This is a genomic window from Aquella oligotrophica (assembly GCF_002892535.1).
Classification (GTDB): Bacteria; Pseudomonadota; Gammaproteobacteria; order Burkholderiales; family UBA11063; genus Aquella; species Aquella oligotrophica.
Map to the genome: position 1 here is coordinate 555,134 of NZ_CP024847.1, position 22,740 is coordinate 577,873.

The window sequence follows — 22,740 nt, forward strand, 5'->3', positions numbered from 1 at the left end:
TTAAACGTAATTAAGAGCCAATAAGTAATGAATAAAAAATATGGTAAAGTCGCAGTATTGATGGGTGGGAATACTCCCGAGCGAGAAATATCATTGATTAGTGGTCGGGCAATATTAGAATCATTGCAAAAAAGTGGTGTTGATGCATATGCCTTTGATCCTGCAGAAAAGCCTTTGCAGCATTTGCAATCTGATGGTTATGCTCGGGCATTTGTTATTATTCATGGTAAAGGTGGCGAAGATGGCAAACTACAAGGTGCACTTGAGTATTTAGGTATTCCATATACTGGCTCTGGGGTAATGGCTAGTAGTATTGGTATGGATAAGCACCGAACTAAACTGATTTGGCAGTCTATTGGCATTCCAATGGCAAAATCGCAATATTTGGAGAAGACAGGCTATAAGCAGGGTGATTTTAAATTACAGGTTAAATTACCTGTCGTTGTTAAGCCGGTTGATGATGGTTCTACCTTGGGTTTAAGCAAAGTTTATGATGAAAATCAGCTCTATCAGGCAATTGATTTTGCGTTTCAAAATTCCGAACGAGTTTTGATTGAAGAGATGGTAGTTGGTGATGAATATACGATAACGGTTTTTGATGGTAAGGTATATCCCGTTGTAAAAATCGAAGCTCCGGAAGGAGAGTATGATTATCAGAATAAGTACTTTACTGATGATACTAAATATATTTGTCCGTATGATTTGGGTGCATTACAGCAAAAAATCAATGATTGGGCATTAGCTGGCTATAATGCCATTGGTGCTAGCGGTGTCGCTCGCCTTGACTTTATGGTTGATAAAGAGAATAATGTTTATTTTCTTGAAATCAATACCTTACCGGGAATGACCAATCATAGTTTGGTACCAATGTCACTGGCTGCCGCGGGTTATAGTTTTGATCAACTATGTCTGATGATCCTTGATGGGGCTTCAATTGCTAAATAGACTTGGTGCATTAAGTTTTGATAATGCCAAATTTAATAATCGTTTGGCATATCTGATTAATTTTGCTAGTGTATTGATTCTTATTTATTGCGCAGTCCATTATGTCGCCAGAAACTGGTTTACGGTTAATCGGGTAATCATTGAAGGTGATATCTATCATGTTACGCCAGTTCAATTAACCTATATTGCGCAAAACCGTCTTTATGGTACTTTTTTTACCTTAGATATTGCCGGATTAAAGTCTGCTTTTCAAGAAATTCCATGGGTGGATGAGGTAAATGTAAAGCGTCATTTTCCGCATACCATTATTGTTCATATTAACGAATATAAAGCTATAGCCAAAATTGGTGATGAAGATATGTTAGCTGAAAATGGTGAAATATTTGATGGTGCTGATGATGGGCTTAATCTGCCAGTTTTTTATGTTTCGACAGCAAAAGCAACTATAGCGCTTGCAAAATATCGGCAAATTGAGAGTGTGCTTGTTCAGCATGGTGATAGCGTAACTAAACTTTGGCTAACTTCGCCATTAATAACCAAATTTTCAACCAAAAATAATTTAAATGTTGAAATTTGTTCTTCAGATTTAACTGATGGTTTAGCAAGGCTTAACTTATACTGGAATAAGCTTTATTTACTCAATCCAAAACTTAATAGTATTAACTTATGCTATAAAAATGCATTAGCAATAAATTATGAAAGTAGCGTGTTTATCAAGAAAAAAACTGAGTCTACAGTACAAACTAAAGGGGTACATTAAATGAGTGGCGGCAGGTTAATTTTCAGTCTGGATATTGGAAGTTCGAAAATTACTTCACTAGTTGGACTTTTAGGTGAAAAATTAGAGGTATTGGGACTTAGTAATTACAATTTTGTGAATAATAAGCTCAATAATGATTTTAAAATGCTTGGTAATGGACTTATTTGTGAAGTTGAGAAAGTTGGCGCAAAAATATTACAGACCCTCCATGAAGCGCAAATTAGTGCAGATTGTTCCAAGGGCGCGCTAATTGTTAATATGACCGGAGGACATCTCAGGAATGTCTATTCACATAGCCGTCAGGAGATGAATGGCGCAGTCGTTACGGAAGATACCATCCGGTATATGATTAATGAAGCTAGAGAAATTACAATTCCAGCAAACTATGAAATTGTTGATTTTGAAATTCAGGAGTATCTGATTGATGATGAGCGTTATACTGTAAACCCACTAAATTTGAATTGCCAAAGCATTAATGCAAATATAAATATAATGGTTGCGGGCAAATTACCATTGACAAATTTGAAAAAGGCAATCGCGTATAGCAATTTTGATGTGGCTAAAATTGTTCCATCGGCAATGCTTTCCGCACTGGCAGTACTTAATAATGAAGAACGCGAGCTGGGTTGCTGTTTGATTGATATTGGTGCGGGTACAACGGATATAATTGTTTATGAAAATGGTTTTATCCGCCATTTGAGTTCAATTCCACTTGGTGGTGAAGACATTACGCGTGATATTGCTGCGGTACTTAAAGTCTCAAGAAATCTAGCTGAAGATCTAAAACTTAATTATGGTAGTTGTGGCAATTTTGGTCATTCACGCTATGCTCATGAGGGAATTAGCCTGACTGATCATCGTGGTGAAAATACTGTGATTTCACGTAAACTTTTGACAGATGTTATAGTTGAGCGGTTAAAAGATATTTTTGGGCTTGTAAGAACTCAATTGAATAACAATGATTTATGTGATATAATCAACTCTGGTATTGTTGTGACTGGAGGTTCGGCACAGCTTGGAAACCTAAAAGAATTTGTGGCACAATATTTTGACGTGCCTGTAAGGGTTGGTATTCCAGATTATTATGGTGATTTTGCGGATATGGTTTGTAATCCGCGTTATGCTACCAGCCTCGGTGCCTTATATTATGCCAATGAAGTGCTGACACAAAAATCTTATAATTATGATTCTGATTCTGGGATTGGTTTTGGTCAGGTTTTTAAAAAAATAAAAAATATATTCAGAAATACGTAAAGGCTTTATAATGAATCAATTCTTTGAAATGGCAGAACAGGAAAGTAATTATAATATAGAAGCAGTATTTACTCATGTCGGTGAAGTTATTAAAGTAGTTGGTGTCGGTGGTGGTGGTTGTAATGCTGTTGATAATATGGTAAAAAATGGCATTAAACATGTTGAATTTATCTGTGCTAATACAGATGCCAAAGCCTTAAGTCGTAATAAAGCTCATCATTTGATGCAACTTGGCCATGGATTAACTCGTGGGCTGGGTGCTGGAAGTCAGCCTGAAGTTGGGCAAAAATCGGCAATGGAAGACCGCGAGAAAATTGCAGCATTATTAAAAGGTGCGGATATGCTATTTATTGCCGCAGGTATGGGTGGTGGTACTGGAACTGGTGCTGCGCCAGTAATTGCTGATATTGCTAGAAGCCTGAATATTCTAACCGTAGGTGTTGTAACTCGACCTTTTGATTATGAGGGTGAAAAACGCCGTAAGATTGCTGATCATGGGATTGAAGAATTACGTAAACATGTTGATTCATTGATTGTTATTCCAAACGAAAAATTGATGACTGAACTTGATGAAGATGTATCTATGCGTGAGGCATTTGCTGCTGCGGATGCAGTTTTACGTGGTGCGGTAGCTGGGATTACTGAGGTTATAAAAACTCCTGGTTTAATCAGTCTGGATTTTGCTGATGTGAAGACGGTAATGTCTGGGCGTGGTTTAGCCATGATGGGCTCGGCGGCGGCTAAAGGGCAGCACCGTGCGCAGGAAGCAACCGAGAAGGCTATCTATAGTCCATTGTTGGATGATGTTTCTCTTGATGGTGCTAAGGGTGTATTAGTGAACATATCTTCTGCACCTGGCGCATTAAAAATGCGTGAGTACCACGAAATTATTGGGATTATCCAGCGCCATATTCACCCAGAAGCTGATTTTAAATCAGGCATGGCAGAGATAGAGGATATGGATGAAGAGGAAGTACGTGTAACTGTTATTGCAACAGGTCTTACCGATATGCGCGCAGGTAATGAATTTCAGCCAGTTTTTGCCAAAGAGGATATGGGTCTAGCTGCTAATCAAGCTGTGGAAGGTGCCGCAGAAACAAGCCAGCAGGAGCAAGTTAATGATCCTTTTGCTAACTTTAACAAAAATGTATTTTCTACTCCGGCATTTTTCCGTAAAAATCGCTCATGATTCATCAACGATCTATTAAGAATCCGATTTCAGTAATTGGAGTCGGACTTCACTCTGGTTGCCGGGTTTCTTTGACACTCAAGCCAGCTAAAGCTGATCAGGGGATTACTTTTGTTCGAACTGATTTGCCTAATACTCCTGCTATACAATGTCATCCGTTTTTGATTAATGATACCAGATTATCTTCTACTCTTGTTGATGAAGCAGGTGTAAGAGTGGGTACGATTGAGCATTTAATGTCAGCATTTGCCTGTTATGGAATTGATAATATTATTGTTGAATTATCTGCTCCAGAGATTCCAATTATGGATGGCTCATCCAATTCTTTTTTATATCTACTAAGCCAAGCTGAGATTATTGATCAAAATGCAAAGAAAAAATATATCAGAATAAAAGAACCAATAGAAGTGGTGGAACCAGATAAGTGGGTAAAATTTACACCATTTGATGGCTATAAGGTTAAATTAAGTATTGATTTTGGTAATCATCCATTATTTAAACCTGAAAATAATAGCTGTGAAATTGATTTTAGCAAGCAATCTTATGTGGATGAAATTAGTCGCGCACGAACATTTTGTTTTGTTCGTGATATCGAAAGTATGCGTAATAATGGTCTTGGGCTTGGTGGTAATCTGAATAATGCACTGGTTCTTGATGGCGATGCTATTCTTAATGAAGGCGGGTTACGTTTTGATGATGAGTTTGTTCGTCACAAAATACTTGATGCGATTGGCGATCTATATATTGTTGGTCATCAGGTTATTGGTGGCTTTGAGGGCTATAAATCTGGACATGCAGTTAATAATAAATTACTTCGCAAGTTACTCAGTCATCCGGATAGCTGGGAATATGTAACTTATGACGACCCTGAAGAGGTGCCACAAAGTTTTCATTACGTTCGCTGATGAAGGTGTGTGAATGATAAAAGGTGTCATTAATGGCATCTTTTGTCATTTATTGATACTAATTAATTGAACTTTACTTTGGCTATATGAGAAAAATAATGGATTCATGCTTTTTTTGTGACAATATAGGTGGAACAATTTTATTTAATTGTGATCTATATCGTATTATATTGATTGACTCCGAAACTGACTATCCGGGGTTTATTCGTGTTGTTTTAAATAGGCATGTAAAAGAAATTTCTGATCTTAATGATAAGGATGCTTTGAGTTTATTTAAAGCCATATTAGAGAGTGAAAAGATAATCCGAGATGTTTATAATCCAGATAAAATAAATGTTGCTAGTCTTGGAAATGTAACACCTCATGTGCACTGGCATATCATTCCTAGGTTTATTTATGATAAACACTATCCAAACCCCATTTGGGGTGAAGTTACTCATCCTGAATATATTCCCTCAAAAGAAATAATTGGAGTAAAAGATAGGTTAATTCAGCAATTTAAAAACTTTACTATATAAGATATTAGATAATATTATGAGTGATTTTGTTCATCTACGATTACATACTGAGTTTTCAGTAACTGACAGTACGCTTAGGATTAAGCCAACTATTAAGCAGGCAAAAAATTTTAATATGCTTGCTTTAGCCATGACTGATTTGCAAAATATGTTTGGCTTGGTGAAATTTTATAAAGGTTGCCGCGAAGCTGGAATAAAGCCAATAATTGGCAGTGAGATTAATGTTGAGGGTGCTGAATTTAACTATTGTTTATTGGTACTTGCAAAAAATCTGGCTGGTTATCGTCAGATTTGCGAATGGCTTACTAGATCATATGTTGAGAATAAAATTCTTGATATGCCCTACATTAAGGAAGACTGGCTAAGATCGACTTCGTGCCAAGATGTGATTCTACTTTCTGGTGCAGATCATGGGGACGTAGGCCAGTATTTGAAACAAAATCGCTACAAAGATGCTTTATCAGCCGCTCAGAAATGGCAAGAAGCCTTTGCTGATAATTATTTCCTTGAGTTGCAACGAGTTTCATACCAAGATAGCGAAGATCTCTTGCAGGAAACTGTCAAGCTAAGTTCTGAATTGCAAATTCCTTTGGTAGCTACCCACCCAGTTCAATTTTTAAAACCCGAAGACTATACTGCTCATGAGGTTCGTGTCTGCGTTGCCGATGGTGAGATTCTTGATGATGCAAGACGTGTTTCTAAATATAGCGAGGATCAATATTTTAAATCTGCCGAAGAAATGCATCAGCTTTTTGCTGATATTCCAATTGCACTTACAAATAGTTTAGAAATAGCCAAAAAGTGTAATTTGGAACTAACTCTGGGTAAATATTTTCTGCCAAATTTTGCAACTCCCGATGGACAGCTACTTGATGAATACCTGTCATCACTATCATATAAAGGTTTAGAGCAGCGGCTTATTGAATTATTTCCGGATGAAAATATCCGTAAAGAAAATACTGAAACTTACTCTAAGCGACTTGAACGCGAGATTGAAACGATTATTCAGATGGGCTTTGCCGGATATTTCCTAATCGTTGCTGACTTCATTATCTGGGCAAAAAATAACGGTGTGCCCGTTGGACCGGGGCGTGGCTCAGGCGCAGGCTCTCTAGTTGCGTTTAGTTTGGGTATTACTGATATTGATCCCCTTCGTTATAGCCTTCTTTTTGAGCGCTTTCTTAACCCAGAACGGGTGTCAATGCCGGATTTTGATATCGACTTTTGTCAAGATAAACGTGAACGAGTAATTCAGTATGTGCAGGATAAGTATGGTGCAGATGCTGTTTCACAGATAGCAACATTTGGTACTATGTCATCCAAAGCAGTAATCAAGGATGTAGGTAGGGCACTTGGCTTACCTTATGGTTTATGTGATTCAATTTCTAAACTTATCCAGAATACTCCAGCAAAAAGCTGGTCGCTTGAAGATGCCTATAATGAGTTTCCAGAATTAAAAGCTAGAATTGATAATGCTGATGATGATTTATTACGCTTATGGGAAACCTCCAAGCAGCTTGAAGATTTAACCAGAAATGTTGGTAAGCATGCAGCTGGCGTTTTGATTGCACCAAGTAAATTATCTGATTTCTGTCCGCTATATGTCGCGGATGGTATGCAAACTTCACAGCTAGATAAGGATGATGTTGAAACCATTGGCTTAGTTAAATTTGACTTTTTGGGCTTACGCAATCTAACGATTATTCAGGAGGCTGTTGAGAATATTGAGCGCCTACATGGAGTAAGATTACATCTATCTAATTCTGAATTTGAAGATCCAAATGTTTATAAGCTTTTGCAAGCTGGAAATACGACTGCAATATTTCAGCTAGAGTCGCAGGGAATGAAACGTTTACTGGTGAAACTTGAACCCAGCCGTTTTGAAGATATTATTGCTGTATTGGCACTTTATCGTCCTGGACCTTTAGGTTCTGGGATGGTTGATGATTTTGTTAAGCGAAAAAAAGGTGAGGCTGAGATAGATTACTTTCACCCCGATTTACGCGATTGTCTTGACCCAACTTATGGGGTGATTGTTTATCAAGAACAGGTAATGCAGATTTCGCAGACTATTGGTGGTTATACGCTCGGGGGGCTGATCTTCTGCGTCGTGCTATGGGTAAAAAGAAGCCAGAAGAAATGGCAAAGCACCGGGCAATATTTACTGAAGGTGCACTAGCTAAGGGCTATGATAAAGATTTAGCCGAACGGTTATTTGATTTGATGGCAATGTTTGCCGAATATGGGTTTAATAAATCACATACCGCTGCTTATGCGGTTGTTTCATATCACACCGCATATCTTAAAGCTTATTATCCAGCATCATTTATGGCGGCAACTTTATCCTCAGAGTTGGATAAAACTGACAAGCTTTATGAGTTTTATCAGGATTGTGTCGATAATAAACTTGAAATATTACCACCGGACATTAATAAATCTTTTTATCGCTTTACGCCTGTAGCTGAGAAGAGGGGCGAAAAAGGTGGTTCAATCCGCTATGCGCTGGGTGCAATTAAGGGGATTGGTCAGAATGTCGTTGATATTATTGTTGCCGAACGGGAAAAAAATGGTGATTATAAAGATATAATTGATTTTTGCCGCCGAGTGGATAAGAAGGCAATCAATAAACGGACTCTAGAGAATTTGATAAAGGCTGGAGCATTTGATGCGCTTGAAGCTAATCGAGCTAAGTTATTTAATAATCTTGGTAAGATAATCGAGTTTGTCGAGCAGGAACGTCTGAATGAAAATCAGGGTTCGCTTTTTGATGTGTTTGGCAGTGAAGAACCAGAATTAACGACTATTGAACTTGATGAATATCCGCCATTTAATACCAAAGATCAGCTAACTTTGGAAAAACAGGCAATCGGTTATTATCTCTCTGGTAGCCTATTTCAGGATTATCATGATATTTGTAAAAAGCTTGAGATTGTCTCTTTAAGCAAATTTAACTTAGAAGATGAAGATATTCAAGAGATTATTAATGCTCGTTATGAAAAGCATAAGCCAAAGGTATTAATTGGTGGGATAATTAACTATATGGGGTCGCGCCCAACTAAGAGCGGTGGTAAAATTGGTTTTATTCGGATTGAAGATGATAGTGGTGAACTTGAATTTGTAATTTTCAATCAAGAATACGATAAATATAATCACTTATTGAAAATGGATGAGTTGGTTTTTGTTATTGGAGAAGTTAGTTACGATTCATTTCGTGATGAAATCAAGGTTAATGCGAATCAGGTGTTACAGTTAAATGAAGTGATTGCTAATCGGGTAAATTTGTTTGAACTTGAGTTAAGCAATGTTGATAACTGGCAACAATTACAAAAGTATTTGAGTTTATCGGCTGAAGGTACAATTCCATTAAAAATACGTTATAAAAATGAATCTGGACAGTGCTATTTACGCTTGGGTGAGGGATATCAAATCAGCAATCTAAGTTATGAGAATCTTGATGAAATAAGTAATCTTCTTGGCGAAAATGGAAAAAGCCGCTGGAGGTTTGGTATTAATCAGGTATAATAATTACCAACGCTCTAAAATTAGCAAGGATTTTTGTGTATGGAATTAAGTCAAAAATGATGCAAACGGTAAATATTGTTATTCTGGCAGCAGGGCAAGGCAAACGAATGAACTCATCCTTGCCAAAAGTCCTACATCCAGTTAGTACTAAGCCAATGTTACAACATGTTATTGATACTGCTTTAGAACTTAGTCCAGAAAGACTGATAGTAGTTTATGGGCATGGTGGCGATCAGGTACAAAATACACTGTTGCCTATTTATGGTGATAAAATTCAATGGGCGCATCAGGATCAGCAGCTTGGGACTGGGCATGCCTTAAAGTGTGCTTTACCTTATTTAAGTAATTCTGGGGTTACTTTAGTTCTATATGGTGATGTGCCACTAATAAGTCTTGCGACTTTACAGAAAATGCTAGCTAAATATCAAGATAGTATTGTCATGCTAACGGATGAAGTTGATAATCCAGCTGGTTATGGTCGGGTAGTTAGAAATAGTGAGTTTGCAATAACTGGGATTATTGAAGAGAAAGATGCCTCGCAGAGTGAACGACTTATCCGTGAGATCAATACTGGGTTTTATGTTTTACCCAATAAAAAACTTGCTGACTGGTTAAGCCGTTTATCCAATAATAACAACCAGAATGAGTATTATCTTACCGATGTGATTGGCTTGGCTTATCAGGATGGAGTAGAAATTGACTATGTTTTATCTCCGCATCATTATGAAGTCTTAGGTGTTAATAATAAGTTGCAGCTAGAGCAGCTGGAGCGTATTTATCAGCTTAATCGGGCGAATAAATTGCTTGAGGCTGGAGTTACCCTTTATGATAAAACTCGGATTGAGATTCGAGGCAGTATAAAAGCTGGAAAAGATTGCTGTGTTGATGTGAACTGCATTTTTGAAGGCGATGTGGTTTTAGGTGATAATGTGACTATTGGAGCTGGATGTATTATCAAAAATGCTACAATTGCAGATAATGTTACAATTAAGCCATATACTATTATTGAGGAAGCTAGAATTTCAGCAGGTGCGCAAATTGGTCCATATGCTAGACTGCGTCCGGGGACTGAGCTTGCGGAAGATACGCATGTCGGTAATTTTGTTGAAATCAAGAAAAGCCAGGTAGGTAAAGGTTCAAAGATAAATCATCTGACATATATTGGTGATGCTAATATTGGCAGTAAAGTGAATGTTGGAGCTGGGAGTGTTACTTGTAATTACGACGGGCAAAATAAATTTAAAACTGTAATAGGTGATAATGTTTTTGTTGGTTCTGGTACAATGTTGGTTGCACCAGTATCATTAAAAAATGGCTCATTAATCGGTGCTGGGTCAGTTATTACTGAAGATACTCCAGAAAACGAGTTGACTTTGGCAAGGACAAAGCAGGTTACAGTATATGGTTGGAAAAAACGGAATAAATAATCAAGAGGTAGTTGCATGCGCATCAAGAAAATAACTAATTTAATTGCACTGTCTATAGTATCAGCATTAAGTGGATGTGCGATCTTTGGGCCCAGTTATGATAAGCCTGATACACAAGATCCGCAAAAATGGGTTAGTCGGGATTATTTATCCGTAACTGAAAGTGATAATTTACCTGCGATGGCTTGGTGGAAATCATTTAATGATCCTGTACTTGATAATTTGATGGAAAGCGCATTAAAGAATAATAATAATATTCAGGCAGCAGTTGGTAATGTTATTGCTGCAAAAGGATACTTACAACAGGTTCAGGCTGCGTGGATTCCAACTGGTAGTGCGCAGGTTGGTTATCAAACGCGTGCGGTTTATGGTGAAGGATATAACGCTGGTTTACTGCCTGCATACACCATAAATATTTTCCAAGCAATTCGTAGTATTCAGTATGCTGAAGCTAGTTATCAAGCACAGGTGGCTGCTAAAGATGCAATGCGTTTAAGTATTATCAGTCAGGTTGTTGGTGGTTACTTTACTTTACGCGGTAATGACTATCTGCTAGTATTGCAAAAACAACTGGTAAAAGATTTGGGTGAAATATTGACTTTAGCTAAACAGCAGTATAAAGATGGTTATATTTCTCTGTATCAATTGCAGCAGTATATTGAGAATTATAATCAGGCGTTAGCACAGGTTCCGATTATTGAGAAAAATATTGTAGCTTCACGTAATACGTTAAGAGTTCTATTGAATGAAAATCCAGGTGATGTTGATCGTGGTTTGGATTTTATGAAGATTAATAGTTATGGTGTGATTCCATCAAATATTCCATCAACAGTACTACGTAATCGTCCGGATGTTCAGCAGTCAGAGCAACAGCTGATTGCAGCTAATGCTAATATTGGTGTAGCAACTTCGCAGTTTTTCCCTACTATTAGCCTAAATGGTAATGCTGGTGCTGCCTCAAATGCTCTAAATAGCTTATTCACTCCAGGTAATGAATTCTGGAACTATACAGCTACGGCAACCATTCCAATCCTTAATTTTAGCATTTATGGACAAATTGATCAGGCTAAAGGTCAATATTACAATGCTTATTACAATTATTTACAGACTGTTCGTAATGCTTTTGCTTCAGTTGATTCTGATTTCTCGGCACATGATCAGGTTACCAAAAGTCTTGATACTCAAATTAAATACTATGACAGTACTGTAGTAGCGTATAAGCTTGCTCAGCAAAGCTTTAAAGATGGCTTATATAGCTTACCAACACTTCTGAATAATGCTGTAACCATGGATAATGCGGCAATCACGGTTGCGAATAGTAAGCAAACTCAGTTAAATACAATTGTTCAGCTGTATCAGGATCTTGGTGGTGGTTATGCTTATAAAAACTATAGTTATGAGAGTGCTAATCGCTTTGGCGACCAGCATGATGCTCATTTCATTTGGTAGGGCGAACTGGTGTTAAATCGTATCAAGGATAAAACCGTATTAATCACTGGAGCTAGTTCTGGGATTGGTGCTGCTTGTGCCAAAGAGTTTGCCTCTTATGGTTGCAGATTAATTCTTGCTGCTAGAAGAGTTGATCGACTTGAGGCTCTTCGTGAGAGTTTACAGTCTGAATTTGGTATTGAGATATTTGTGGTTGGAATGGATGTTACCCATGCCAAGCAGGTTGAGATGGTACTAAATCACTTACCTGAAGCATATTCTGAGATTGACATTCTAGTCAACAATGCAGGGTTGGCTTTAGGTTTGGATAATTTTATTGATGATGACCCGAATAATTGGGAAACGATGATTGAAACCAATATTAAAGGGTTTCTTTCGGTATTAAGGCTAATTAGCCAAAAAATGGTACGACAAGGCTTTGGACATATAATTAATATTGGCTCAGTTGCTGGTGTTGAATCGTATGCCAAAGGTGGTGTATATTGTGCAACCAAACATGCAGTTCATGCAATTACTCAAAGTTTGCGTGAAGAAATGATTGAGCACGGTATAAAAGTGAGTGAAATATTGCCGGGGGCAGTAAATACTGAGTTTAGTCAAGTTCGGTTTCATGGTAATACCGAACGTGCGGAAAAAGTATATGATGGGTTTGAACCATTACAGGCTGAAGATATCGCCAATTTGATAGTCTATACAGCAAACCTTCCTCTTCATGTTAATCTTGCTGAGTCTCTGATTCTTGCTGGTCGACAAGCTCGTGCGACCAAGGTTCACCGTCAGGGATAACAATTCTTTAGCAGGTGGTCTTTTGCACCTGCTTCTTTATTTTAATACTTTGCTAAGTATGCTAACTGCATCAAGTTTTACTTTTTGGCGCAGTAATAGATATTTGCAGTCTAAAAAGGATAAACTATATGAAAACATTTAATGATTTTAATTTAAGTCAGGAAATGCTAAATGCTTTAAATGAAAAGGGTTTTACAAATCCAAGCCCAATCCAGGCGTTGGTAATTCCTGAATTTCTGGCTGAAAAAGCTAACATTATTGGTCAGGCGCAAACTGGAACAGGTAAAACTGCTGCATTTTCAATTCCAATAATAGAAAGTATCACTAGAGATGGTAGTATCAAAGCTATTATTCTTACCCCAACTCGTGAGCTGGCAATTCAGGTTTGTGAAGAGATGTATTCGCTAATTGGTAAACGTGACTTACGCGTATCCGCAGTTTATGGTGGTGCCTCGATTGAGCAACAAATCCGTAGCATCCGTAAAGGGAGTGATATCATCGTTGGAACTCCTGGGCGGATTATGGATTTGATGGAGCGTCGCGTTCTTGAGTTAAATAACCTTGAGTTCTTTGTTCTTGATGAAGCTGATGAGATGCTAAATATGGGCTTTGTTGAAGATATTGAAAAAATTCTTGAATCAACTAATGCTGAAAAAAATATGCTTTTCTTTTCGGCAACTATGCCGCCCTCAATTTTACAAATTGCTAAACGTTATATGGGGCAATATAAGATATTAAAAGTTGAAAATAAAGAATTAACTACTAAACTTACTGAGCAGATTTATTTCGAAGTCAAAGAAGGCGACAAATTTGAAGCATTATGCCGAGTACTTGATTTTGAACAAGATTTTTATGGAATTATATTCTGCCGTACTAAAGTAGAAGTTGATGAAGTTACTAAGCACCTTAAAGCGCGTGGCTACGCAGTTGATTCTTTACATGGTGATATCAGTCAGGGGCAAAGAACAAAAACTCTAGGGGAGTTTAAAGAGCGGATTACCAATCTATTAGTTGCAACTGATGTTGCAGCACGTGGAATTGATGTAAATAATCTAACGCATGTGATTAACTATTCAATTCCACATGAGGCTGAGGCTTATGTGCATCGGATTGGGCGTACTGGTCGTGCAGGTCAAAAAGGTATTGCAATCACTTTTGTTACACCAAAAGAAATGTCACGTCTTGGGCAAATCCGTAAAATCACTAAAACTGATATTAAGAAGCAGGAAATTCCAGCAATTAAAGATGTAATCAAGGCAAAAGAAGAATATTTGCAAGCTTGCGTCGAAGAAATTATCAATGAAAAAGACTTTTACTCTTATTCTAAACTGGCGAATCAGTTACTGGCTAATAATGACCCAGTAACTTTGGTTGCCTCTCTATTACGTTATCAGTATCAGGATGAATTTATTGAAGAAAGTTATGCTAGAATTGAGCAAAACCGGATTAGTGCGGATAATGTGAAATTATTTGTCGCGCTAGGTAAAAAAGATGGTATGACGCCAAGAGTATTATTGGATGTATTGCATCAAAATTGTAAAACACCAGGGCGTAAAGTTCGGGATATTCGGATTATGGATAAATTCTCATTTATTTCAGTACCACTTGATGAAGCAGAAATTATTATTCGTAAACTAAACCAGAAAAATAAGAAGATGGTTGAGATTGCTAAGAATTAACTTATATATTAATTTTTTTTAATTTCGCTATTACTAGGTTTTGAGAGGATTTGAAAAATGAGAAAGGTATTATTAATCATTAATATGTTTATTATTGTTAATGTTCATGCATTTAATAGTCTCAATTTGGATAAGCAGATAGTAACCTGTCAGGGGGAAAGTGGCAATACTTATACTTTAAATAGTAATTCCTCTGCGGCGGATATTATAAATAACTGCAAAATTACTCATGAAGAATCTGGTAATTACGCTCTACGTAAGGAAACTACCGTTGAATTTAATGCTACGGTAGTTACTCCTGTTAAATGTGATTACCATAATAATGTGCTTGATGAATGTAAATTTGTAAAATAATTTAGATGGTATCTCTTTGTTGTGTTTTGATTACCCATATTGGAGTTAATGAAAAATATTAATCATTCTAGAAAAACATTTGACAATGATGTGTTTGCTGTGTGATAATACTGATCTCGCGAATGAAGACGCGGGATAAAAAGAGAAACAAAACAGATCTTTAACAAGATAAACAATCAATAAATGTGAGGCATCTAGCTATAGAAAAGGTAGTGCCGTGGGGTGGGTTATTAAATAATCTGTTTCATGGTGTTACAAAAAAATAGCAGATGTCTAACGGGAAACCAAAGACGTCAAGCGAGTGTGTTCGTGTATGAATGCACTATAAAAAGAGTAGACTATAAGTCTAGGATTAAAACAAAAGAGTTTGATCCTGGCTCAGATTGAACGCTGGCGGCGTGCTTTACACATGCAAGTCGAGCGGCAGCACGACCTTCGGGTTGGTGGCGAGCGGCGAACGGGTGAGTAATACATCGGAACGTACCTTTTAGTGGGGGATAACGCATCGAAAGATGTGCTAATACCGCATAATCTCTGAGGAGGAAAGGCGGGGACCTTCGGGCCTGTCGCTGAAAGAGCGGCCGATGGCTGATTAGCTAGTTGGTAGGGTAAAGGCCTACCAAGGCGATGATCAGTAGCTGTTCTGAGAGGAAGATCAGCCACACTGGGACTGAGACACGGCCCAGACTCCTACGGGAGGCAGCAGTGGGGAATTTTGGACAATGGGGGGAACCCTGATCCAGCAACGCCGCGTGAATGAAGAAGGCCTTCGGGTTGTAAAGTTCTTTTGTCAGGGAGCAAAGGGTAGATGCTAATACCATCTATCGCTGAGAGTACCTGAAGAATAAGCACCGGCTAACTACGTGCCAGCAGCCGCGGTAATACGTAGGGTGCAAGCGTTAATCGGAATTACTGGGCGTAAAGCGTGCGCAGGCGGATGATTAAGTTAGGAGTGAAATCCCCGGGCTCAACCTGGGAACTGCTTTTAAGACTGGTCATCTAGAGTTTGTCAGAGGGGGGTGGAATTCCAAGTGTAGCAGTGAAATGCGTAGAGATTTGGAGGAACACCGATGGCGAAGGCAGCCCCCTGGGATAAAACTGACGCTCATGCACGAAAGCGTGGGTAGCAAACAGGATTAGATACCCTGGTAGTCCACGCCCTAAACGATGTTTACTTGCTGTTGGGGGCAACCTTAGTAGCGAAGCTAACGCGAGAAGTAAACCGCCTGGGGAGTACGGTCGCAAGATTAAAACTCAAAGGAATTGACGGGGACCCGCACAAGCGGTGGATGATGTGGATTAATTCGATGCAACGCGAAAAACCTTACCTGCTCTTGACATGTACGGAAGATTTCAGAGATGAGATTGTGCCTTCGGGAACCGTAACACAGGTGCTGCATGGCTGTCGTCAGCTCGTGTCGTGAGATGTTGTCTTAAGTGACGCAACGAGCGCAACCCTTGTCACTAGTTGCCATCATTAAGTTGGGCACTTTAGTGAGACTGCCGGAGCTAATCCGGAGGAAGGTGGGGATGACGTCAAGTCCTCATGGCCCTTATGAGCAGGGCTTCACACGTCATACAATGGTAAGTACAGAGGGAAGCGAAGCGGCGACGTGGAGCAAATCTCATAAAACTTATCGTAGTCCGGATCGTAGTCTGCAACTCGACTACGTGAAGTCGGAATCGCTAGTAATCGCAGATCAGCATGCTGCGGTGAATACGTTCCCGGGTCTTGTACACACCGCCCGTCACACCATGGGAGTGGAGGATACCAGAAGTAGTTAGGCTAACCGCAAGGGGGCCGATTACCACGGTATGTTTCATGACTGGGGTGAAGTCGTAACAAGGTAGCAGTAGGGGAACCTGCGGCTGGATCACCTCCTTTCTAGAGAATGGTTGGATGCCTCACATTTATTGGTTGTTTATAGTAGTTAAGATTAGAGGTACTAAGTAGAAATACAGAGTATAAAAAATGCGAGTAATACGCGGAGCGAAATTGCAAAGTTTAGTGATCTAAATGAGCAATTGAGCGACAAAGTAGTACGAAGACATTTGGGGGATTAGCTCAGCTGGGAGAGCACCTGCTTTGCAAGCAGGGGGTCGTCGGTTCGATCCCGTCATCCTCCACCAGGTATAGGTGAGATAACGGGTTTGTAGCTCAGTTGGTTAGAGCACACGCTTGATAAGCGTGGGGTCGGAGGTTCAAGTCCTCCCAGACCCACCAAGACAGAGTGTCTAATGTAGATGAGATTAAGATTAAGTCATTTATGTTAAGTACTTTGGTACTAAGATCTTTAACAAGATGGATAGAGTTAGATATTAAAAATTTACCAACGCGTATATTTATAAAAATCTGGCAATGATTTGAAAGAGTTATTGACAGTATCTGACTAAGCAGCAATGTTTAGGAAGAGTAAAGGATATGCGGGTAGATTGCATATGTAAAAAACTTAAGCAAAAAGAAACTCATACAGTAAAAAATAAAATCTTAGAGGTTTGGAAACGAATCTTTGAGAATCAGCAGTTTACTTGAATTTTTTATCGCGTTAACTAAGCTGACAAAGTTAGCTATTAATACGGTAAAGAGACTATTAAAATAATAGAGTCAAGTGACTAAGTGCATGTGGTGGATGCCTTGGCGATTACAGGCGAAGAAGGACGTAGTAGCTTGCGATAAGCTGCGGGGAGTCGGCAAACAGACTTTGATCCGCAGATTTCCGAATGGGGAAACCCGGCCAGAAATGGTCATCCCGCAAGGGAAGCGAACCCGGAGAACTGAAACATCTAAGTACCCGGAGGAAAAGAAATCAACCGAGATTCCGAAAGTAGTGGCGAGCGAAATCGGAGGAGCCGTATAGTGTTATAGTGACGAGATAGGAGAAATACCTGGGAAGGTATGCCATAGTGGGTGATAGCCCCGTATCTGAAATCCGACATTAAGAACTAAGCTATAGAGAAGTAGGGCGGGACACGAGAAATCCTGTTTGAAGATGGGGGGACCATCCTCCAAGGCTAAATACTCGTAATCGACCGATAGTGAACCAGTACCGTGAGGGAAAGGCGAAAAGAACCCCGGGAGGGGAGTGAAATAGAACCTGAAACTGCATGCATACAAACAGTGGGAGCGGACTTGATCCGTGACTGCGTACCTTTTGTATAATGGGTCAGCGACTTACATTCAGTAGCAAGCTTAACCGAGTAGGGGAGGCGTAGGGAAACCGAGTCTTAATAGGGCGAATAGTTGCTGGGTGTAGACCCGAAACCGGGTGAGCTATCCATGGCCAGGATGAAGGTGCAGTAACATGCACTGGAGGTCCGAACCGACTAATGTTGCAAAATTAGCGGATGAGCTGTGGATAGGGGTGAAAGGCTAAACAAACCCGGAGATAGCTGGTTCTCCTCGAAAACTATTTAGGTAGTGCCTCGTGGTTGATACTTCTTGGGGTAGAGCACTGTTATGGCTAGGGGGTTATTGCAACTTACCAAACCATGGCAAACTCCGAATACGAGAAAGTAATACACGGGAGACAGACATCTGGTGCTAACGTCAGGTGTCAAAAGGGAAACAACCCAGACCGCCAGCTAAGGTCCCAAATGATCAATTAAGTGGTAAACGATGTGGGAAGGCATAGACAGCTAGGATGTTGGCTTAGAAGCAGCCATCATTTAAAGAAAGCGTAATAGCTCACTAGTCAAGTCGTCCTGCGCGGAAGATGTAACGGGGCTAAATTGATAACCGAAGCTGCGGATTCACAGTAATGTGAGTGGTAGAGGAGCGTTCTGTAGGCCGATGAAGGTGTGTTGAAAAGCATGCTGGAGGTATCAGAAGTGCGAATGCTGACATGAGTAGCGTTAAAGCGGGTGAAAAGCCCGCTCGCCGAAAGTCCAAGGATTCCTACGCAACGTTAATCGGCGTAGGGTGAGTCGGCCCCTAAGGTGAGGCAGAGATGCGTAGCTGATGGGAAACAGGTTAATATTCCTGTACCGATGTATAGTGCGATGGGGGGACGGAGAAAGTTAGGCCAGCCAACTGTTGGAATAGTTGGTTTAAGCATGTAGGTGGGGAAGTTAGGCAAATCCGGCTTTCTAACACTGAGGTGTGATGACGATTACCTACGGGTAAGAAGTGGTTGATACTAAGCTTCCAGGAAAAGCCTCTAAGCTTCAGCTGTACACGACCGTACCGCAAACCGACACTGGTGGACGAGATGAGTATTCTAAGGCGCTTGAGAGAACTCTGGAGAAGGAACTCGGCAAATTAGCACCGTAACTTCGGGAGAAGGTGCGCCCCGATGATGTGTAGGAATTTACTTCCGAAGCAGTAAGGGGTTGCAGTGAAATGGTGGCTGAGACTGTTTATTAAAAACACAGCACTCTGCAAACACGAAAGTGGACGTATAGGGTGTGACGCCTGCCCGGTGCTGGAAGATTAAATGATGGGGTGCAAGCTCTTGATTGAAGTCCCAGTAAACGGCGGCCGTAACTATAACGGTCCTAAGGTAGCGAAATTCCTTGTCGGGTAAGTTCCGACCCGCACGAATGGCGTAACGATGGCCACACTGTCTCCTCCAGAGACTCAGCGAAGTTGAAATGTTTGTGAAGATGCAATCTCCCCGCGGCTAGACGGAAAGACCCCATGCACCTTTACTGCAGCTTTGCATTGGACTTTGACCATATTTGTGTAGGATAGGTGGGAGGCTTTGAAGTTGTGACGCTAGTCACAATGGAGCCGACGTTGAAATACCACCCTGATATGTTTGAGGTTCTAACCTAGGTGTAACAGCACCGGGGACAGTACATGGTAGGCAGTTTGACTGGGGCGGTCTCCTCCCAAAGAGTAACGGAGGAGTACGAAGGTAACCTTATCACGGACGGAAATCGTGAGGAAAGTGCAATGGCAAAAGGTTGCTTGACTGCGAGACTGACAAGTCGAGCAGGTGCGAAAGCAGGTCATAGTGATCCGGTGGTTCTGAATGGAAGGGCCATCGCTCAACGGATAAAAGGTACGCTGGGGATAACAGGCTGATACCGCCCAAGAGTTCACATCGACGGCGGTGTTTGGCACCTCGATGTCGGCTCATCTCATCCTGGGGCTGTAGTCGGTCCCAAGGGTATGGCTGTTCGCCATTTAAAGAGGTACGTGAGCTGGGTTTAAAACGTCGTGAGACAGTTTGGTCCCTATCTGCCGTGGGCGTTGGAGATTTGAGGGGGCTGCTCCTAGTACGAGAGGACCGGAGTGGACACACCTCTGGTGTACCGGTTGTGACGCCAGTCGCATTGCCGGGTAGCTAAGTGTGGAAGAGATAACCGCTGAAAGCATCTAAGTGGGAAACTTGCCTCGAGATAAGATCTCCCTTGTGCCGTGAGCACACTGAAGGGTCGTTGAAGACTACAACGTTGATAGGTCGGGTGTGGAAGCGCAGTAATGTGTTAAGCTAACCGATACTAATTGCCCGAGAGGCTTGACTCTATTATTTTAGTAGTTTTAGTAAAAATACTGCAAAAGCATATGAAGTAAAAACGAGACGCAAGATGACGTGATTTACATGAAATTAAATGAGGAGTCTTGTAACGAAGTTATTACAAATAGGCATGGCAGTACTGCTGAGATAAGTGTGAGAAGAGCTTAAGTAAATAAACATAGTTAATATCAAAACAAAATCCATCTGTTAAACCGAATTCGCATAGTTCAAAAGAACGTGCAAAAGAATTGCTTGGTGACAATAGAGACCTGGAACCACTCCTTCCCATCTCGAACAGGACAGTGAAACGGGTGATCGCCGATGATAGTGTGGGGTATACCATGCGAAAGTAGGACATTGCCAAGCTCCCATACAAGAGAAAGACCCGGATAATACCGGGTCTTTACATTTGTGGAGCCGAAATAGTTGATAGTAGACAATACGGCAACACAATAGCGTAAGCTGGGTAGCTCACGCCTACCATGCTTCTTCAATCTGATTGAGTATAAGCATTGACACATCGGACTTACGACAATTTCAATTAGCAACAAATTAGCTACAAAATAATCAAAAAGTTCATATCTCCCTCCATAACCTCCTGACCTTTGGTCAGGATCTTGTTATGGGGTTACCTTCTTTTATCTATCTTATTACTCTTTAGTTAGATGGGTTATCCTTTATTTAGCATACACTGCCAATTTGGCAGATTGTCTAATGATAGTTCTTCTGCTAGAATCTCGCAATATTTGGTTAATAATTGGGGGAATTATGCAGTTTAAAAAGGAGTTACATCCTGTCTTAACTCAAGCGATTAATAGTATTAATTTTTTTTCAAAGATGAAATATGTCTTTTATCTTAAAGATAAAAATGGTAATTATTTAGCAATGACTGATTATGCTGCTGAGGTATATGGGCTTGAAAATGTAGAATTAGTACTAGGAAAGTCAATTATTGACTTCATGGGGAAAAACCATCCTAAAATAAGTAAACAGACAATGGAGTTAGAAGATCTATTAATAAGATCAGACGCAGAAACTATGTCTGCTATTAATTTTTTTTCCTATAAAGATAATATTCATGCCAGATTGGTACTAAGGACAAAGCTTGTAGATAACGAAACTAGGGATGTTCTTGGAATACTTTGTCAGGAAATTCCCTCTGGCTTAAATAATGAATGTATGTCAATTATGGATTCTCTGGGTGATAATTTAGATGTTAAGTTTCCTGATTCTGATTTTAATCCAGTAATTGATAAACTTACACTTTATGAGCATGAAATTTGTTTTCTCGTTTCAATTGGTTGGGCTCTTACGCAGATTCAAAATTTTTTAAATCGATTATATCCAGAACATCCTCGTTCATTAGATGCCATTATTAAAAAGAAAAATGCGATTTGTAATAAATTTGATCTTGAGTTTAATCATATTTCTAATCTGAAAGAGTTTTTAGTAAAAAATGGTGTTTATAAACAGATTCCATCGAGTTTATTAAATCATTTACAGGGCTCATACATGGTGCATTAGATTGCCGCCTTGCTGCGTAGGGCTTTCATGGAGTAAGCCTTACTTGCAAGTAAAGGGAATGCAATGGCTATTGCAAGTGACATAGCAATGGTTATAGCCACTAATTCAGCTTTTAGCATGATAAACTGCAATGTAAAGGTAAGTATTGGGGTAAAGCCCATTGCTAATGAAAATTTCTCAGAGCCAAATTTCTCGATACACAACTGACCAAAATAAAGTGGTAGTACTAGTGTGATCATACCAATAATAACTCCCTTTAAAACAATCATGGTTGTAAATAAATGAAACTCATGTCGGTAGATGATTAATGCTAGTGGCAGAATTAGTAGTAGCCAATATCGTAATGCTAAAATTTGACGTGAGTTCATTCCTTTATTATTAAGTCCCTTGGATGATCTTAGATAAAGGTATAATGATAATCCTGTTAGCATTGTAACTAATATTCCAATGCTGGCTTTTATTAGGGAAAACTTATTGAATGTCACAAAATAAAATAAGATAAAGGTAATTGCTATCATTATACTTTGAATTATATACACTGGTTTACGGGTTGTTGTTGCCATTACCACAGCACCAAAGAAACTAGGCCAGCCCAGATAACTAAAAACAAAAATAAATGGAGTATAAGTAATAGGAATTATAAACCCAGCAATCCACATAAAAGTTGTAGTTGCAATCACTTTTGTAATTCCAGCCCAAATGCTTTTATCTTTTATAATTCTGACATAGGTTTGTTTATTTTTTCTAAAATTAAGCAAATGAAAGCTTATGATTGCTGTAGCGGCAGAAATAAATATCAAAATATCATGATTAATATCTTGTCCCCAGAAATAGATTATAATAGGGGCAATTGCGTTAAACGCCAGAAAAAGAATTAAATAAATCATGTCTTATACTCTAAAATAATTTATGTCATGATTATATTGAAATCCTTTATATTTTCATACCTTGTTTTTGCCAGGGGTC

14 protein-coding genes, 2 tRNA genes, 3 rRNA genes and 1 pseudogene are annotated in these 22,740 nt (G+C 39.5%); 19 read left to right on the top strand and 1 reads right to left on the bottom strand.

Annotated elements, in window-relative coordinates; genetic code table 11:
* The first annotated feature begins 27 nt into the window (after window positions 1–27).
* The 19 genes and pseudogenes from CUN60_RS02575 (at window position 28) to CUN60_RS02660 (ending at window position 21,774) form a co-directional block, all read left to right on the top strand.
* Window positions 28–945: a D-alanine--D-alanine ligase gene (locus CUN60_RS02575; RefSeq protein WP_102950535.1), complete on the top strand. Its 918-nt coding sequence runs from the start codon at window positions 28–30 to the stop codon at window positions 943–945.
* The gene (locus CUN60_RS02580) at window positions 935–1,705 is read left to right on the top strand and encodes a cell division protein FtsQ/DivIB (protein WP_158649259.1); all 771 of its coding nucleotides are present in this window, start codon (window positions 935–937) and stop codon (window positions 1,703–1,705) included. The genes CUN60_RS02575 and CUN60_RS02580 overlap by 11 nt, the downstream gene beginning before the upstream one ends.
* Window positions 1,706–2,959 (top strand): cell division protein FtsA, encoded by a 1,254-nt coding sequence (ftsA, locus tag CUN60_RS02585; protein ID WP_102950537.1) that lies wholly within the window; start codon window positions 1,706–1,708, stop codon window positions 2,957–2,959.
* Window positions 2,960–2,987: 28 nt separating this feature from the next.
* Window positions 2,988–4,148, top strand: coding sequence for a cell division protein FtsZ (ftsZ, locus tag CUN60_RS02590; protein WP_102952426.1), 1,161 nt, complete (start codon window positions 2,988–2,990; stop codon window positions 4,146–4,148).
* The gene (gene lpxC, locus CUN60_RS02595) at window positions 4,148–5,053 is read left to right on the top strand and encodes a UDP-3-O-acyl-N-acetylglucosamine deacetylase (protein WP_102952427.1); all 906 of its coding nucleotides are present in this window, start codon (window positions 4,148–4,150) and stop codon (window positions 5,051–5,053) included. The genes ftsZ and lpxC overlap by 1 nt, the downstream gene beginning before the upstream one ends.
* Window positions 5,054–5,139: 86 nt before the next feature.
* Window positions 5,140–5,571 carry an HIT family protein gene (locus CUN60_RS02600; RefSeq protein WP_102950538.1) on the top strand — a complete coding sequence of 144 codons (432 nt, stop codon included), beginning with the start codon at window positions 5,140–5,142 and terminating at the stop codon, window positions 5,569–5,571.
* 16 nt (window positions 5,572–5,587) lie between these two features.
* Window positions 5,588–7,695 (top strand): annotated as a pseudogene (gene dnaE / locus CUN60_RS13150) (DNA polymerase III subunit alpha); the annotation flags it as partial.
* A 15-nt stretch (window positions 7,696–7,710) separates the two neighbouring features.
* Complete coding sequence (locus CUN60_RS13155) at window positions 7,711–9,093, top strand: helix-hairpin-helix domain-containing protein (RefSeq protein ID WP_245866400.1); 1,383 nt, start codon at window positions 7,711–7,713, stop codon at window positions 9,091–9,093.
* A 35-nt stretch (window positions 9,094–9,128) separates the two neighbouring features.
* Complete coding sequence (gene glmU / locus CUN60_RS02610) at window positions 9,129–10,520, top strand: bifunctional UDP-N-acetylglucosamine diphosphorylase/glucosamine-1-phosphate N-acetyltransferase GlmU (protein WP_341866039.1); 1,392 nt, start codon at window positions 9,129–9,131, stop codon at window positions 10,518–10,520.
* Window positions 10,521–10,535: 15 nt separating this feature from the next.
* On the top strand, window positions 10,536–11,969 hold the full coding sequence (locus CUN60_RS02615; protein ID WP_102950539.1) for an efflux transporter outer membrane subunit: 1,434 nt from the start codon (window positions 10,536–10,538) through the stop codon (window positions 11,967–11,969).
* Between the two features lie 9 nt (window positions 11,970–11,978).
* The gene (locus tag CUN60_RS02620) at window positions 11,979–12,755 is read left to right on the top strand and encodes an SDR family NAD(P)-dependent oxidoreductase (RefSeq protein ID WP_102950540.1); all 777 of its coding nucleotides are present in this window, start codon (window positions 11,979–11,981) and stop codon (window positions 12,753–12,755) included.
* 128 nt (window positions 12,756–12,883) lie between these two features.
* Window positions 12,884–14,434: a DEAD/DEAH box helicase gene (locus CUN60_RS02625; protein ID WP_102950541.1), complete on the top strand. Its 1,551-nt coding sequence runs from the start codon at window positions 12,884–12,886 to the stop codon at window positions 14,432–14,434.
* Between the two features lie 57 nt (window positions 14,435–14,491).
* Window positions 14,492–14,788, top strand: coding sequence for a hypothetical protein (locus CUN60_RS02630; protein ID WP_102950542.1), 297 nt, complete (start codon window positions 14,492–14,494; stop codon window positions 14,786–14,788).
* Between the two features lie 355 nt (window positions 14,789–15,143).
* Window positions 15,144–16,673 (top strand): 16S ribosomal RNA (locus CUN60_RS02635).
* A gap of 169 nt (window positions 16,674–16,842) precedes the next feature.
* Window positions 16,843–16,918: transfer RNA gene (locus CUN60_RS02640), tRNA-Ala, on the top strand.
* Between the two features lie 17 nt (window positions 16,919–16,935).
* A tRNA-Ile gene (locus CUN60_RS02645) sits at window positions 16,936–17,012 on the top strand.
* Window positions 17,013–17,391: 379 nt separating this feature from the next.
* Window positions 17,392–20,258, top strand: a 23S ribosomal RNA gene (locus CUN60_RS02650).
* Between the two features lie 243 nt (window positions 20,259–20,501).
* Window positions 20,502–20,616: ribosomal RNA gene (gene rrf / locus CUN60_RS02655) — 5S ribosomal RNA — on the top strand.
* Together the 16S, 23S and 5S rRNA genes with 2 tRNA genes alongside form the textbook arrangement of a ribosomal RNA operon.
* A gap of 402 nt (window positions 20,617–21,018) precedes the next feature.
* Complete coding sequence (locus CUN60_RS02660; RefSeq protein WP_102950543.1) at window positions 21,019–21,774, top strand: hypothetical protein; 756 nt, start codon at window positions 21,019–21,021, stop codon at window positions 21,772–21,774.
* On the opposite strand, the gene CUN60_RS02665 is transcribed toward CUN60_RS02660, so the two are convergent.
* Entirely contained in the window at window positions 21,771–22,661 is an 891-nt protein-coding gene (locus tag CUN60_RS02665) for a hypothetical protein (protein ID WP_102950544.1), read from the bottom strand. The two genes, CUN60_RS02660 and CUN60_RS02665, sit on opposite strands and share 4 nt — an antisense overlap.
* Between the last annotated feature and the right edge of the window lie 79 nt (window positions 22,662–22,740).